Source organism: Nonomuraea sp. NPDC049725 (assembly GCF_040674795.1).
In the GTDB taxonomy this organism is placed as follows: Bacteria; Actinomycetota; Actinomycetes; order Streptosporangiales; family Streptosporangiaceae; genus Nonomuraea; species Nonomuraea ceibae.
In genome coordinates this window covers 100084-114448 of record NZ_JBFANJ010000015.1, presented here as the reverse complement: position 1 = coordinate 114448, position 14365 = coordinate 100084, and the positions used below count along the sequence as shown (strand labels likewise).

Here is a 14365-nt window from a genome sequence, read left to right as displayed (position 1 = left end):
GAAACGCCCCATCACAAGCTCACACTGGCAATCTGTCAGATGACGACGAAGGATCGGGCCGGGCTTCGGCAACTTTCGGCAGCCTCAGTTGCAGGTGCGGCGGGGCGTGACCGGGCGCGGTGAGCGCGCGCAGCGCCTCGCGCACGGTCCGGGCCGGGCGCAGGCACGTGACGAAGTCGCGCCAGACCTTCAGATCGGCCCGCCAGGCGTCGAGGTAGCCCAGGCACAGCTCGGGCGTGATGAGCGTGAGGCGGCCCAGCGACGCCTTCAGCGCCTCCTCCATGCGCCGCCGCTCGCCGGGTTCGAGGCCGGCGGCGGGGACGCGGTCGAGCACGCTGACGATGAAGCGGCGGCGCCTGGCCAGGAAGTCGACCCAGTGGGACCGGTGCGCGTCGGCGATCGTGCGGCCCTCGTCCAGCAGCCAGAAGACGCCTTCGGCGAGCACGTCGCCGAGCTCCTCGGTGCGGGCCCGGTCGGGGGTGCGGAACGGGTCGTAGCGGGCCTGGCGCACCTGGCCGGTGACGGCGAGCGGCCGCAGCCCGTCCGCTTCGAGCAGATAGAACCAGTCCTCGTTATAAATATCCGGAAAAAAGGCGATATTTCGGGTCGTCTCCACCGCGAGCGCCCCGCCCCCGACGAACGAGTCCTGCTTCCCGCCCACCGCCCGGTACGCATGGCACACCACGGAGTTGTCCGGGAACCCCCCGATGGACAGCCCCACGGCGGCGAACCGGTCGAGCAGCCCGGCGGCCCGCCGCAGGTCGTCAGGCGCGCTCACCTCGATGTCGTCGTCGAGGAAGACGATCCGCGCCCAGCCCAGCATCCGCGCCAGGGCCAGCGCCAGGTTGCGCTTGGCCGCCGTGTCGGTGCCCCGCCGGAAGATCCTCGGCAGCATCTGCGAGGTCTCGAAGCGGGGCAGCGTCAGCCCCTCGGCCCCGCCCACGTCGACGGCGACGACCTCCGCGCCGGGCGGCGCCAAGGCGCGCACCTCGGCCGCCGAGGTCCACCTCCCGCTGCAGAGCGCGACCAGCGGGCAGCGCAGGTCCATCGACAGCCGCAGCGCGTGCGCCAGGTAGCGGCTGGGCCGTGCGGTCGGCACGACGACGGCGTCGATCCGGGCCGGTCCCACGGCCGCCCCCGGGGCCGGGAGCAGGTGCCTGTGGGAGCCGTGATGGTCCCCGGATCTCAGCGAAGGCTTCATGGATGGGCTTCACCGTTCGGGATGTGCGAGAAGGGATCGGAGCGGTCACTCCGGCCATTCGACGAGCCTCGACGCGGGGCTCGTCCAGTCGGGTGTGATCACCAGGTTGTTCAGGATGACGACGCGGCTCAGGATGGCGAACGAGGGGCTGTCGCCGAAGCGCTCGCGCAGGAACTCGGTGTTCCTGTCGCGGAAGACGCTGTCGGTGAGCGCCCGGACCGCGCCCAGCGTGCCGCGCCCGTACATGCCGTTGCAGATCGTCAGGGTCCGCTCCTTGTTGAGCGGGCTGGGGCCCCGGTAGAACAGCGCGACGTCCTCCTCGAGCCGGCCGTCGGACAGCCGGGGGTGGAAGCGCTCGCTCCCGCTGTCGAAGTACGGGCCGTTCTCGCCCTTCCAGTCGTTGACCTGCTCGACGGGCAGGGAGAGCTGGTGGACGACGCCGGTCGTGATGTCGTTCCAGTCGACGCCGCCCAGCAGCACCAGGTGGGCGGTCAGGTCGTCGGGCTCCAGCTCGCGGGGCGTGCGGCGGCGCACCTCGCTGCCCGGGTTGCAGGCGCGGATGTGGCCGTGCAGCTCGAACAGGGCGTCGAGGTCGGCGTAGGTGTAGAGCTCGATGTAGTCGGGGTCCTCGGGCACGACGTAGGGCATGCGCGTTAACAGCTCCGGCGGGAGCCGGCCGCACACGAGCGTGATCTGCTGGCCGTCGTCGAACTGCCACGGGTTGCGCGTGGCGTGGAAGACCGTGTGGCCGGGCTCGCCGAGGGCGGCGGCGCGCAGCGTGAGCAGCTCGTGCAGCAGCTTTTCGCGCAGCCGCTGCTCCTCGGCGGTCAGCTCGTCCTCGCCGAGCCGGACGAGGTCGTCGCCGCGCAGCGAGCGGGGCGTGCAGAACAGGGCGGCGTAGACCTCCAGGCGGCCGGCCGGCGGGACCTTCGGCGCGGTGGAGGACTCCCACGAGGAGATGAGAGGGACGCTCACGTCGAGCGCGCGTGCCAGCTGGGGCTGGGTGACGCGGGTGCCCGGCCATTGCCGGGTGCGCAGCGAACGGAGCCGGCGTGCAAGGGCCGGACCGGAATCCGTCATGAGGACACCCCCCATCTGAACTTCAGTGTTTTCAGTAAACCTCTACTGATGCCCAGATGCGAGCACATTTTTCCTGTTCAGCGCCGGGTCGCGGATCGCAGGACAGCGGGAGGTCATTCTAGGCCAGGCGACCCTCACTCCGCACGGCGATTAGTGCGACTTTATCGGGGGAATGCAATCTTTAGGAGTTCGATGTAGATCTTCTGAAGGTTAACTGAAGTTTCTGCGAGGTCGTCCACGACCCCATCGGCGCTTCACACAACGGGACCCTACATGCTCGTCGCCACAGTCTTCCCCACCCCTGAGGGCATCGCGATGGCCAGCATGGTCTACGGCCTGCTCGCCATGCTCTCCGTCTGGACCCTGGTCTACGCCGTCCGGCAGATCAGGAAGGTCGTCACCACGCTGTTCCGCATGCTGCTCGTGCTGGTGTTCCTGGCCGCGCTCGGCCTGGCGGCCGTCGGGATCATCGGCCACGTCTGGCTCGCCTACGGGCTCGCCTGACCCGCCTCAGACGAGCCGGGCCAGCCGCCGGTAGGAGTCGAGCCGCTCCTCCAGGTCGTAGGTGTTCATCGTGACCATGACCTCGTCGGCCCCCGTGAGCTCGACGAGGTCGTGCAGCCGCATCGCCACCTCCCGGTCCGTGCCGTGGATCTGGCCCTTGCGCGCCTCCTCGAACAGCGCCCGCTCGCGCGCCGTCATCTCCAGCCGCATCACCGCGCCGGCCGGTTCGAGCGGCGGGAACGAGCCGTCGGTCCGCGAGCGCGCCGTCGCCCACGCCTCCGGCGCCTGAAGCAGCGCCGCCCGCTCGGCGCTCTCGCCGACCGCGACGTTCGCCGCCACCATCACGTACGGCCGCGCCGCCCAGGCCGAGGGGCGGAAGGCGGCACGGTAGCGGCCGACCGACTCGCGCAGCTTCGCGCCGCCCCCGCCGATCACCAGCGGCAGCCCGTGCTCGGCGGCCACGTCCGCGCCCGCCCCCATGGCCAGCACGAACGGCTGCGGGCGCAGCCCCTCGGCCGGCAGCGCGTGCACGCCCGGATGGACGTCCTGCTCGCCGGTGAAGAAGCCGAGCAGCTCCGCGAGCCGGTCGCCGAACGCGTCGGCGTCCTCCTTGCCGTGGCCGAGCGCCCGGCGGATGCCGCCGGTGAAGCCGACGGAGCGGCCCAGGCCCATGTCGATCCGGCCCGGGTACAGCGACTCCAGCACGCCGAACTGCTCGGCCACCACCAGCGGCCGGTGGTTCGGGAGCATCACGCCGCCGGTGCCGACCCGGATCCGGTCCGTGGCCGCCGCGACGGCCGCCGCCAGCACGGTGGGCGCCGAGCCGGCCACGCCGGGCACGCTGTGGTGCTCCGACACCCAGAACCGGTGGTAGCCGAGCTCCTCGGCCTGCCGCGCGAACCGCACGGTCTCACGCAGCGCGGCCGAGGGGGAGTGCCCCTGCCGGACGAGGGAACGGTCGAGAATCGCGAGCCTGGTCATGTCAGGATGCAACGCGGCCAGGCCCGAAATGTTCCTACTCGCCGGAGCCGCCGGTCCTGGTGTAGACGCCGACCGACCAGCGGACCGGGCGGTTGGTGGTCTCGCCCCACGCCGCCACCTCGCCGGTGATCACCAGGCGCTCGCCCTCGGGCACCTCGACCTCGGTGAGCGCGGCCGGGTACGCGCCCGACTCCCACACGCCGCAGCTCGCGCCGCCCGCCGGCTCCTCGTCGCCCACCCGGTAGGTGAACCGCATCCGCCGCGCCAGCTCGCCCGAGCAGAGCTGGTCGAGCGCGACCTTGCGGCCGTGGCCCTCGATCTCCAGCCGGACGACGGAGTCGCGCGGCCACACCCCGGAGGTGGACCCGGCCAGCTTCCACCCCTCGAACCGGGCCGGGAACTCCTTGACGGGCGCGGGGTCGGCCGGCTCGGCGGGCGGCGTCCACTCGTACACGCCGAGCGTCCAGGCGGCGGGGACCGCCTCGTCGCAGGCCGTCATCCCCGGGCCGCACACGCCGCTGCGGGTGGCGTCGAAGGTGACCTCGACCTGCCCGTCACCCTGGGAGACCACCAGCGGCAGCAGCTCCATCCGGGACGAGCACGCCCCGATCCGGGCGGACGGCGAAGGCGCGCGGCCGACGTACACCATCGGGGTGTTGTCCGCGCGCCCCTCGCCGTCGCACGCCACCGCCACGTCCAGCGGCCTGCCGGTGACCGGGACGGTCAGCGTCTTCTTCTGCTCCCCGGACCGGCCGATCGAGGTGACCGCGAGCCGCCGGTAGGCGGCGCCGTCGGGCGCGGTGAAGGACTCCGGCAGCTCCGGCCCCGGGGCGGTGGCGGCCGTCGTCCGCCCGCCCGGCGTGACAGTGTCCGGGAGCGCGCCAGGAAGCACCACCGCGCCCGCCGCGACGGCCGCGGCCACGGCCACCCCCGTCGTGATCCGCCTGCGCCGCCGGGTCCTGCTCACCCGGGCCCGCACCTGGGCGAGCCGGGCCGGGTTCGCCGGCGGCGGCCCGTCGGCGCGCTCGCGCAGCAGGTCACGCAGATCCTGTACGGTCATCCCCGCAGCTCCTTCACGATCGACTCGTCCACCCGCAGCGAGGCCAGCGCCTTGGCGGTCTGGCTCTTGACCGTCCCCGCCGCGCAGCCCATCAGCTGGGCCACCTCCGTCACCGCCAGGTCCTCGTAGAACCGCAGCACGATCACCGCCCGCTGCCGCGCCGGCAGCCGGCCCACCGCCCGCCACAGCTCCTCCCGGCCGTCGGCGGGCGGGTCGAGCACCGCCACGTCCGGGATCGTGTCGCTCGGCAGCTCCCTGCGCCACCTCCTGCGCCACCACGACGTGTACGTGGTCACCAGCACCCTGCGGACGTACGACTCCGGCTCGTCGATGCCCGGCCAGGCGGACCACGCCTTGGCCAGCGCCTCCTGCAGCAGGTCCTCGGCGGTGCCCCAGTCGTGGGTGAGCAGGTAGGCGGTGCGTAACAGCCGGTCGGACCTCGCGCTCACGAAGTCCTGGAACATGGCCCTGTCTGCCACCGGTGCGCCTCCCCATCAGCTTGCTGACGGTACAGACGCATCGAGGCGCCGATCAGGTTGCCCCGGCGCGGCTCACGGTGAACGGCGACAGCTCGCCCAGCCCGCGCACCGACAGCCGGTCGACCGGCCGCAGCCGGAACGCCCGGTCGCCCTCCAGCTCCTCGGCCAGCTCCGGATCGGCCAGCATGGTGCCCGGCAGGGCCAGCGCGGTGAGCCTGCTGGCCAGGTTGACGGTGGTGCCGAACACGTCGCCCATCCGCCAGATGACCGGCCCGGCGGCCAGCCCCACCCGCAGCTCCGGCATGCCCTTGCCGCGGGCGTGCTCCTCCAGCAGCCGCAGCCCGATCTCGGTCGCCACGTGCGCCTTGTCGGCCACGAACAGCACCGAGTCGCCCAGCGTCTTGACGACCCGGCCGCCGCACGAGGTGACGGCGTCGGCGGAGCGGCCCTCGAACCTGTCGATCAGCGCGGCCAGCTCCGTCTCGGTGATCTGCCGGCTCAGCCGGGTGAACCCGACCAGGTCCGCGAACCCGACGGCCAGCCGTACGGTGCTCATGTCCTGGACGGCGAGCCGCCCGGCGGCGGCGGCGAGCTGGCGCTGCCAGGAGTAGACCAGCAGCCGCGCCAGGTCGGGCACCACCCGCTCGGCCCGGCGCCGCCACGCCTTGGGCCGCTCGGCCAGCGGCACCCCGGCCTGGTCGAGCGCCTCGGCGCCGATCTCCGCCTGCGACTCGGCCAGCCGGGCGGCGGCCCGGCCGAGCGAGCGGGCGATCAGCAGCACGTGGTCCTCGTCGTAGACGCCGTCGCTGACCATGCCGAGCAGCGTCTTGAGCGCCACCACGTCCGACTCGGTGAACTCGACGGCGTCGTCGGCCACGTTGGCGAAGCCGAGCGCCCGCCAGAACCGCCGAGCCTTGTAGACCGGCACCCCGGCCATCTCGGCGACCTGGTGACTGGTGTAGCGCCGGGGCTCGCGCAGGAACGCCTCGGCCACCCCGTCCCCATCCTCCTCAGCCACGGAAGTCACACTACCCCGCCCCCCTACTCCAGCAGGGCCCGCAGAGCGGCCCGCTCGCCGGCCGGCACGTAGCCGACGTAGTAGTCGTACATCGTGCGCCGCGACAGCCGGGCGGCCAGCGGCCCGTCACCGGCCCGGACGGCGGCCAGCACCTCCTCGTGGTGGCGGATGCTCTGCAGCATCAGCGCCTCCCGGTCGTCCGAGCCCGCGATCTTCCCGGCGATCAGCCCGAGCACGATCGAGCGGACCACGTCGGTGCAGATCTGGATGAGCTTGTTGCGGCTGGCCCGGGCCACCGCGTCGTGGAAGGCCACGTCGGCGGCGCTGAACGCGTCGTAGCCCGCCCCGACCGCCTCGCGCATCCGGCCGATCGCCGCGTCCATCTCGGCCAGCTCGGCGTCGGTGCGCAGCCGCGCCGCCAGCAGGTTGGCCGAGGCGTCCAGCACCATCCTGAACTGCACCAGCTCGCCCAGCGACAGCTCGTCGACCCGGGCGAGCGTGGTCATCGACTTGTGTAATGCGGCGGGGGAGAAGGGCAGCACCTCCGCCCCGTTGGGATCGCCGGGCCGCGACCTGACCAGGCCGCGCGCCTGCAGCACCCGCAGCGCCTCGCGCACGGTGGACCGGCTGACGCCGAACTGCGCCATCAGCTCGCGCTCGCTCGGCAGCCGCGCGCCGGGCGGCAGTCCGCCGCTCTCGACGGCCTCCTCGATCTGCTCCACGATGCGCTCGTAGGCGCGTACGGTCCGCACCGGCTCGAAGCGTGGACCACCCATGTAAGCCCCCTTGACCCGAGCCGTCGCGGACTGGCAGTGTGCGTAGCCTACTGGTCAGACCAGTGCACTAGCCAGGAGGCTGAACAATGAGGCGAATCGGGACATGGATCGCCGTGGGCGGTCTCCTGCTGAGCGTAGCCGCCTGTGGCGGCGGTTCCGGCGGGTCCGGCGACGGCGGCACAGGCGGCACCGGCGGCGCCGGGGGCAAGGCCGAGGCGCTGTCGGTCGGGTTCGTGGCCGAGCCGGCCAACCTCGACTTCACCTCCACCGAGGGCGCGGCGATCCCGCAGGCGCTGCTGGTCAACGTCTACGAGGGCCTGGTCAAGCTCGACCAGGCCGGGCAGATCCAGCCGCTGCTCGCCGAGAAGTGGGACGTCTCCGACGACCGCAAGACCTATACCTTCACCCTGCGCAAGGGCGTCACCTTCACCAACGGCGCCCCGTTCACCGCCGACGACGTCGTCTTCTCGCTGGACCGGGTCAGGTCCGACTGGAAGCTCAAGATCAAGTCGCAGCTCGACATGGTCGAGGACGTGGAGAAGAAGGACGACGCCACCGCCGTCGTCACCCTCTCGCGGCCCAGCAACGGCTTCCTCTACACGATGGCCACCAGGCTCGGCGCCATGTTCAGCCGCACCGGCGTCGCCGACCTGGCCAACAAGCCCGTCGGCACCGGCCCCTACCAGCTCGGCGCCTGGCGGCGCGGCGACTCCATCCGCCTCGACGCCAACCCGAAGTACTGGGGCGCCAAGCCGCAGATCTCCACCGTGACGCTCAAGTACTTCAAGGACGCCACGGCCATGAACAACGCGCTGCTCACCGGCGGCATCGACGTCGTCTCCAGCGTACAGGCGCCCGAGTCGCTGCAGCAGTTCGCCGACACCAACCGGTTCCAGACGATCGAGGGCACCACCAACGGCGAGGTCGTCCTGTCCATGAACAACGGCCGCCCGCCCTTCGACGACAAGAAGGTCCGCCAGGCCGTCCGCCACGCCATCGACCACCAGGCCCTGCTCGACACCGCCTGGGCCGGGCGCGGCCAGCTCATCGGCTCGATGGTCCCGCCCACCGACCCCTGGTACGAGGACCGCACCGGCGACTACCCCCACGACGTCGCCAAGGCCAAGGCGCTGCTCGGCGGCAAGACGTACGACGTGAAGATGCGCATCCCCAACCTGCCCTACGCCGTCGCCTCCGCGCAGGTGGTCAAGTCGCAGCTCGCCCAGGTGGGCATCAACGCCGAGATCGAGCCGCTGGAGTTCCCCGCCCGCTGGCTGGACGTGGTGTTCACCAAGGGCGACTACGACCTGTCGATCATCAATCACGTCGAACCACGCGACATGGGCATCTTCGCTGACAAGGACTACTACTTCCGCTACGACAACCCCGAGTACGGCAAGCTGCTCGCCTCCGCCGACACCGGCACCGAGCAGCAGCAGACCGACGACCTCAAGGCCGCCGCCGCGCTGCTGTCGCAGGACGCCGCCGCCGACTGGCTGTTCCTGTTCCCCAACCTGATCGTCGCCAAGAAGGGCGTCACCGGCCTGCCGGAGAACGCCATCTCCGAGTCCTTCGACTTCACCGGGCTCGCCAAGCAGTGATCCTCTACCTGCTGAAGCGCCTCGGCGTGTTCGTCGCGAGCGTCGCCGTGGCCGGGGTGCTGGTGTTCGCCTTCATGGCGGTGCTGCCCGGCGACCCGGCCGAGGTCGCGCTGGGCGTCAACGCGACGCCCGAGGCGGTGGCGGCGCTGCGCGCCGAGTTCGGCACCGACCGGCCCGCCGCGGCCCAGTTCGCCGACTGGTTCGGCGGGCTCGTCACCGGCGACTTCGGCACCTCGTACGTGACCAGCGCCCCGATCGGGCCGCAGATCGCCGAGCGGCTCAACGTCACGGTGGCGCTGGTGCTCGGCGGCATGGTCATCGCGCTGCTCATCGCCGTCCCGGCGGGCACGTTCGCCGCCGTGCACCACCGCAACCCGCTGGGCGCGGCCATCAGCGCCTTCTCCCAGGTCGGCATCGCGGTCCCGGCGTTCCTGGCGGGCATCCTGCTGGTGTTCGTGTTCGCGGTGAAGGCCCAGGCGCTGCCCTCCGGCGGCTACGTGCCGTTCGCCGACGACCCCGCCGAATGGCTGCGCAGCCTGCTGCTGCCGTGGCTGTCGCTCGGCCTCGTCCAGGGCGCCGTGCTCACCCGCTACGTCCGCTCCGCCGTGCTGGACGTGATGCGCGAGGACTACCTGCGCACCGCCCGCGCCAAGGGCCGGGGCCGGATGGGCGCGCTGTGGCGCCACGGGCTGCGCAACGCCTCCGTCCCCGTCGTCACCGTGCTCGGCCTGCAACTGGCCACGCTGCTCATCGGCGCCGTCGTCGTCGAGCGGGTGTTCGTCATCCCCGGCCTCGGCGACCTGCTCCTCAACGGCGTCGCCGGCCGCGACCTGCTGCTCGTCCAGGGCGTCGTCATGGTGCTGGTGGCCGCCGTGCTGCTGATCAACTTCCTGGTGGACGTGGCCTACGCCGCGCTCGACCCGAGGCTGCGGGGGGCGCGATGAGAGGACGGCTCAACGCGAGCCTGGTCACCGGCGGCGTCCTCGTCGGGATCGTCGTGCTGGCCGCGCTGGTGTCGTTCGTGTGGACGCCGCACGACCCCACGCTCGTCGACGCCGCCGGCAAGCTGCGCGAGCCCGGCGACGGCTACCTGCTCGGCGCCGACAAGTTCGGCCGCGACACCTTCAGCCAGCTCATGGTCGGCGCCCGCACCACCCTCTACGTGGGCATCGTGGCCGTCGGCATCGCCGCGGCGATCGGCGTCCCGCTCGGCGTGATCGCCGGGATGACGCCGCTCGGCTGGCTGTCGGAGCTGATCATGCGGGTCAACGACCTCGTGTTCGCCTTCCCCGCGCTGCTGCTGGCCGTCATGCTCGGCGCCGTCTACGGGGCCGGCACGCTCACCGCGATGATCGCCATCGGCGTCGCCACCGTGCCCGCGTTCGCCCGCGTCGCCCGCGCCGCCACCCTCCAGGTCATGGTCACCGACTACATCCTGGCCGCGCGGGCCGCCGGCCGCCGCCGCGCCGCCGTCGCCTTCCGGCACGTGCTGCCCAACATCTCCTCCGTCCTCATCGTCCAGGCGTCGGTGTCGTTCGCGATCGCCATCCTGGCCGAGGCCGCGCTGTCGTTCCTCGGCTTCGGCACCCGGCCGCCCACCCCGTCGTGGGGCCGCATGCTCCAGGAGTCGCAGGAGCTGCTGTTCTCCACCCCCCGCCTGGCGCTGTGGCCCGGCCTGGCCATCGCGCTGGCCGTGCTCGGCTTCAACCTGCTCGGCGACGGGCTGCGCGACTACCTCGACCCCAAGCTCAGGAGGATCCGTGCTGAGCGTTGAGGGCCTCACCGTCGCCGCCGACGGCGTCGAGCTCGTCCACGACGTGTCGTTCACCATCGCCCCCGGCGAACGCGTCGGCCTCATCGGCGAGTCCGGCTCCGGCAAGTCCCTGACCGCGCTGTCGCTCATGGGCCTGCTCCCCGAGGGCGTCACCGCCACCGGCGCCGCCCGGCTGCACGACCGCGACCTCGTCGGCGTCCCCGAGAAACGCCTGAAGGACCTGCGCGGCAGCGAGCTGGCCATGGTCTTCCAGGAGCCGATGACCGCGCTCAACCCGCTCATGCGCGTCGGCGCCCAGGTCGCCGAGGTCATGACCCTGCACGGCGTCCCCCGCGACCGGGCCCGCGCCCGCGCCGCCGAGCTCCTCGGCCGCGTCCGCCTGCCCCACCCCGAGCAGGTCGCCCGCGCCTACCCCCACCAGCTCTCCGGCGGCCAGCGCCAGCGCGTCATGCTCGCCATCGCCCTCGCCAACGGCCCCGACCTGCTCATCTGCGACGAGCCCACCACCGCGCTCGACGTGACCGTGCAGAAGCAGATGCTCGACCTCATCGCCGAGGTCGCCCCCGCGCTGCTGTTCATCACTCACGACCTGGCCGTCGTCGCCTCCGTCTGCGAGCGCGTCCTGGTCATGTACGGGGGCCGCGTCGTCGAGAGCGGCCCCATCCGCGAGGTCTTCACCCGGCCCCGCCACCGCTACACCGAGGGCCTGCTGGCCGCCTCGAAACTCACCCCGCGCGGCACCCGGCTGCCCACCATCGCCGGCAGCGTCCCGGCCGCCGGGACGTTCCCCGGCGGATGCGTCTTCCGCAACCGCTGCCCGCACGCCGACACCACCTGCGAGCAAGCTCCGGCGCTGACAGGAGAGGGCCATGCCCACGCATGCTGGCACCCCGCTGATCGAGGCTAGCGGCCTCACCCGCGTCTACCACCGCCCGCGCACCTCGCTCACCAGGCCGGGCGAGCCCGTCCACGCGCTGCGCGGCGTGTCGCTGACCATCCGCAAGGGTGAGCGCTTCGGCATCGTCGGCGAGTCCGGCAGCGGCAAGTCGACGCTGCTGCGCCTGCTGTGCGCGCTCGACCGGCCCACCGCCGGGTCCATCCGCTTCGACGGCCGCGAGATCACCGGCCTGCCCGAACGCCGGCTCCGCTTCCTGCGCCACAGCCTGCAGATCGTCTTCCAGGACCCGATGAGCTCGCTCGACCCGCGCATGCGCGTCCGCGACCTGGTCGCCGAACCCCTCGTCGCCCTCGGCGAGCCCGTCGGCGACCGCGTCACCGAACTGCTCGACGCCGTCGGCCTGCCCGCCACCGCCGCCGGCCGCTACCCGCACCAGTTCTCCGGCGGCCAGCGCCAGCGCATCGCCATCGCCCGCGCCCTGGCCCCCCGCCCCAAGGTGCTCGTCGCCGACGAGCCCGTCAGCGCCCTCGACGTCTCCGTCCGCGGGCAGATCCTCAACCTGCTGGCCGACCTCGTCGACGAGCTCGGCCTCACCCTGGTCTTCGTCTCGCACGACCTGTCCGTCGTCCGGCACGTGTGCGAGACGGTCGCCGTCATGAACGACGGCGAGATCGTGGAGACGGGCGCCGTGGACGACGTCTGGGCCGAGCCCCGCCACGCCTACACGCGCACGCTGCTGCAGGCCGTACCGACCTTGGAGGGGTTTCGTTGATCGAGGTAGACGCCCGCGGAGTCGTCGAGTTCACCCAGGCGCTCGTCCGGATCCCGAGCACCAACGACCCGGCGCGCGGCCGCAGCGAGCAGCCCGCCGCCGACCTCGTCGCCGCCAAGATGCGCGAATGGGGCTGGGAGCCCAGCGTGTACGAGGCCGCGCCCGGCAGGCCCAACGTGGTGGCCGTCGTCGAGGGCGGCGGCGGTGACGGGCCGACGCTGATGTTCGAGGGCCACACCGACGTGGTCACCGAAGGCGACCTGTCGGAGTGGACCGTCGACCCGTTCGGCGGCGAGATCCGCGACGGCAAACTGTGGGGACGCGGCAGCGCCGACATGAAGTCCGGCCTGGCCGCCACCCTCTACGCCACCCGCGCGCTCCAGCTCGCCGGGCCGTTCCCCGGCCGGATCAAGGTGTGCGCGCTCGCCGACGAGGAGGGCCTCATGCTCGGCGCCCACCACTTCGTCGCCGAAGGGCTCGCCGCCGGCGTCGACGGCGCCATCGTCGCAGAGCCCGAGGCGGGCGAGATCTGCGCCGTCGCCAAGGGCGCGCTGCGGCTGCGCGTCGACCTCACCGGCAAGATGGCGCACGGCGCCATGCCCCAGCACGGCCGCAACCCCATCGAGGCCGTCGGCGACCTCCTCACCGCGCTGCGCGACCTCCAGGCCGAGCTCCAGCGCCGCCACCCCGCCCACGAGCACCTCGGCGAGGTGTACGTCACGCCCACCGTGGTCCGGGCCGGCACCGAGGAACAGGTCAACGTCATCCCCGCGACCGCCTCCGTCTTCGTCGACGTGCGCACCGTGCCCGGCGTCTCCCACGACGACGTCGCCGCCCGCGTCGCCACGCTGGCCGCCCGCGACGGCATCACCGCCGACGTGGCCGTCCTCGTCGACCGGCCGCCCGTCGACGTGCCCGTCACCACCCCCGTCGTCGCCGCGCTCGCCGCCGCCCACCGCGACGTCACCGGTGCGGAGCCCGTCTACGGCGGCGTCCCCGGCTCCACCGACGGCACCGTCCTCACCCACTGGGGCGGCATCCCGTCCGTCGTGTACGGGCCCGGCGGCAAGTGGATCGCCCACCAGGCCGACGAGCACGTCTCCGTCGACGAGATCGTCCGGTGCACCCGGGTGTTCGCCGAGGCCGCCCGCCGCTTCCTCACCGGGACCCTCACGTGAGACCCGGCCCCGCCAACGCCCTCACCGACGTCCCCGGCCTGCGCGTCGGCCACGCCCACCGCGTCGGCGACGGCTACCGCACCGGCACCACCGTCATCCTCGCCCCGCCGGGCGGCATGGTCGCCGGCGTCGACGTGCGCGGCGCCGCCCCCGGCACCCGCGAGACCGAACTGCTCGACCCGCGCAACCTCGTCGAACGCGTCCACGCCGTCGTCCTGTCGGGCGGCAGCGCGTACGGGCTGAGCGCCGCCTGCGGCGTCATGGACCGGCTCGCGGACGCGGGTGTGGGCTTCCCCGTCGACGGCGGCGTCGTGCCCATCGTCCCGGCCGCCGTCATCTACGACCTCGGCCGGGGCGGCGCCTTCCGCGCGACCCCGGACGCCGCCTTCGGCCACGCCGCCTGCGACGCCGCCCTGCCCTCGACGGGACGCCGCGCCGCCGGTGGGGCGCCCGCCGCCGGGTCGGTCGGGGCGGGGGCCGGGGCGGTGGCGGGCGGGCTGGCCGGGGGCGTGGGGATGGCGAGCGCCGTCCTGGACGCCGGGGTGACCGTGGCCGCGCTGGTGGTGGTGAACGCCGCCGGGTCGGTGCTGGACCCGGGCGGCGGGGTGCTGTCGGGCACCCGCTACGGGCTGCCGGGCGAGTTCGATCACCTGGGACCGCCGTCGCCGCGGGACGTGGCCGCCTGGGAGCAGGCGAAGGTCACGTCGCTCAACACCACCATCGGCGTCGTCGCCACCGACGCGACGCTGACCAAGGCGCAGTGCGGCAAGCTGGCCGGGGTGGCGCACGACGGCCTGGCGAGGGCGATCCGCCCGGCGCACACGATGGTCGACGGCGACACCGTCTTCGGCCTGGCGACCTGCGCGCGGCCCGCCCCGGGCGCGGAGCCGGAGGTGTTCGGGACGGGCGAGGCGCACCTGCACGACCTGCTGTCGGCCGGGGCGGACGTGTTCAGCCGGGCCGTCGCGCACGCGATCCTGGCGGCGACGGGCCGCGAGGGCGCCCCGGCGTACCTGGACGCGTTCCCGAGCGCGCTGCGATGA

Annotated in this window: 15 protein-coding genes; 8 read left to right on the top strand and 7 right to left on the bottom strand. The window is 73.1% G+C overall.

Annotation, left to right across the window (positions count from 1 at the left end; translation table 11 throughout):
* Nucleotides 1-19: 19 nt before the first annotated feature.
* Nucleotides 20-1201 carry a hypothetical protein gene (locus AB0J53_RS33250; RefSeq protein ID WP_364179687.1) on the bottom strand — a complete coding sequence of 394 codons (1182 nt, stop codon included), beginning with the start codon at nt 1199-1201 and terminating at the stop codon, nt 20-22.
* 45 nt (nt 1202-1246) lie between these two features.
* The gene (locus AB0J53_RS33245) at nt 1247-2281 is read right to left on the bottom strand and encodes a helix-turn-helix transcriptional regulator (RefSeq protein ID WP_364179685.1); all 1035 of its coding nucleotides are present in this window, start codon (nt 2279-2281) and stop codon (nt 1247-1249) included.
* A 273-nt stretch (nt 2282-2554) separates the two neighbouring features.
* On the opposite strand from AB0J53_RS33245, the gene AB0J53_RS33240 reads away from it, so the two are divergent.
* Nucleotides 2555-2785 (top strand): hypothetical protein, encoded by a 231-nt coding sequence (locus AB0J53_RS33240; RefSeq protein WP_219510032.1) that lies wholly within the window; start codon nt 2555-2557, stop codon nt 2783-2785.
* Between the two features lie 6 nt (nt 2786-2791).
* Here AB0J53_RS33240 and AB0J53_RS33235 read toward each other — a convergent pair whose 3' ends face one another.
* The 5 genes from AB0J53_RS33235 to AB0J53_RS33215 are packed head-to-tail and all read right to left on the bottom strand — an operon-like array spanning nt 2792 to nt 7099.
* Complete coding sequence (locus AB0J53_RS33235; RefSeq protein ID WP_364179683.1) at nt 2792-3766, bottom strand: LLM class flavin-dependent oxidoreductase; 975 nt, start codon at nt 3764-3766, stop codon at nt 2792-2794.
* Between the two features lie 34 nt (nt 3767-3800).
* A complete protein-coding gene (locus AB0J53_RS33230; RefSeq protein WP_364179681.1) occupies nt 3801-4826 on the bottom strand; it encodes a hypothetical protein in 1026 nt (341 codons plus the stop codon).
* Entirely contained in the window at nt 4823-5305 is a 483-nt protein-coding gene (locus AB0J53_RS33225; protein WP_357588471.1) for a SigE family RNA polymerase sigma factor, read from the bottom strand. The genes AB0J53_RS33230 and AB0J53_RS33225 overlap by 4 nt, the downstream gene beginning before the upstream one ends.
* A 52-nt stretch (nt 5306-5357) precedes the next feature.
* A complete protein-coding gene (locus AB0J53_RS33220; protein WP_308125997.1) occupies nt 5358-6323 on the bottom strand; it encodes an adenylate/guanylate cyclase domain-containing protein in 966 nt (321 codons plus the stop codon).
* 23 nt (nt 6324-6346) lie between these two features.
* Nucleotides 6347-7099, bottom strand: coding sequence for a FadR/GntR family transcriptional regulator (locus AB0J53_RS33215; protein ID WP_357588469.1), 753 nt, complete (start codon nt 7097-7099; stop codon nt 6347-6349).
* Nucleotides 7100-7185: 86 nt separating this feature from the next.
* Between AB0J53_RS33215 and AB0J53_RS33210 the strand changes: the two genes are divergently transcribed.
* The 7 genes from AB0J53_RS33210 to AB0J53_RS33180 are packed head-to-tail and all read left to right on the top strand — an operon-like array spanning nt 7186 to nt 14365.
* The gene (locus AB0J53_RS33210) at nt 7186-8700 is read left to right on the top strand and encodes an ABC transporter substrate-binding protein (protein WP_364179678.1); all 1515 of its coding nucleotides are present in this window, start codon (nt 7186-7188) and stop codon (nt 8698-8700) included.
* Nucleotides 8697-9644: an ABC transporter permease gene (locus AB0J53_RS33205; protein WP_219510026.1), complete on the top strand. Its 948-nt coding sequence runs from the start codon at nt 8697-8699 to the stop codon at nt 9642-9644. Before AB0J53_RS33210 ends, AB0J53_RS33205 begins: the two co-directional genes overlap by 4 nt.
* On the top strand, nt 9641-10474 hold the full coding sequence (locus AB0J53_RS33200) for an ABC transporter permease (RefSeq protein ID WP_219510025.1): 834 nt from the start codon (nt 9641-9643) through the stop codon (nt 10472-10474). The genes AB0J53_RS33205 and AB0J53_RS33200 overlap by 4 nt, the downstream gene beginning before the upstream one ends.
* A complete protein-coding gene (locus AB0J53_RS33195; protein ID WP_219510024.1) occupies nt 10461-11381 on the top strand; it encodes an ABC transporter ATP-binding protein in 921 nt (306 codons plus the stop codon). The genes AB0J53_RS33200 and AB0J53_RS33195 overlap by 14 nt, the downstream gene beginning before the upstream one ends.
* Entirely contained in the window at nt 11344-12144 is an 801-nt protein-coding gene (locus AB0J53_RS33190; protein WP_219510022.1) for an ATP-binding cassette domain-containing protein, read from the top strand. Before AB0J53_RS33195 ends, AB0J53_RS33190 begins: the two co-directional genes overlap by 38 nt.
* Nucleotides 12141-13322, top strand: a complete 1182-nt coding sequence (locus AB0J53_RS33185) for a M20 family metallopeptidase (protein WP_246646062.1) — start codon at nt 12141-12143, stop codon at nt 13320-13322. Before AB0J53_RS33190 ends, AB0J53_RS33185 begins: the two co-directional genes overlap by 4 nt.
* Nucleotides 13319-14365, top strand: a complete 1047-nt coding sequence (locus AB0J53_RS33180) for a P1 family peptidase (protein WP_364179674.1) — start codon at nt 13319-13321, stop codon at nt 14363-14365. The genes AB0J53_RS33185 and AB0J53_RS33180 overlap by 4 nt, the downstream gene beginning before the upstream one ends.

What these genes read in the sequence shown, in the direction of transcription:
- AB0J53_RS33210 (WP_364179678.1), top strand. Translation starts at nt 7,186, where the DNA reads ATGAGGCGAATCGGGACATGGATCGCCGTGGGCGGTCTCCTGCTGAGC.
- AB0J53_RS33190 (WP_219510022.1), top strand. Translation starts at nt 11,344, where the DNA reads ATGCCCACGCATGCTGGCACCCCGCTGATCGAGGCTAGCGGCCTCACC.
- AB0J53_RS33245 (WP_364179685.1), bottom strand. Translation starts at nt 2,281, where the DNA reads ATGACGGATTCCGGTCCGGCCCTTGCACGCCGGCTCCGTTCGCTGCGC.
- AB0J53_RS33235 (WP_364179683.1), bottom strand. Translation starts at nt 3,766, where the DNA reads ATGACCAGGCTCGCGATTCTCGACCGTTCCCTCGTCCGGCAGGGGCAC.
- AB0J53_RS33215 (WP_357588469.1), bottom strand. Translation starts at nt 7,099, where the DNA reads ATGGGTGGTCCACGCTTCGAGCCGGTGCGGACCGTACGCGCCTACGAG.
- AB0J53_RS33200 (WP_219510025.1), top strand. Translation starts at nt 9,641, where the DNA reads ATGAGAGGACGGCTCAACGCGAGCCTGGTCACCGGCGGCGTCCTCGTC.
- AB0J53_RS33230 (WP_364179681.1), bottom strand. Translation starts at nt 4,826, where the DNA reads ATGACCGTACAGGATCTGCGTGACCTGCTGCGCGAGCGCGCCGACGGG.
- AB0J53_RS33240 (WP_219510032.1), top strand. Translation starts at nt 2,555, where the DNA reads ATGCTCGTCGCCACAGTCTTCCCCACCCCTGAGGGCATCGCGATGGCC.
- AB0J53_RS33250 (WP_364179687.1), bottom strand. Translation starts at nt 1,201, where the DNA reads ATGAAGCCTTCGCTGAGATCCGGGGACCATCACGGCTCCCACAGGCAC.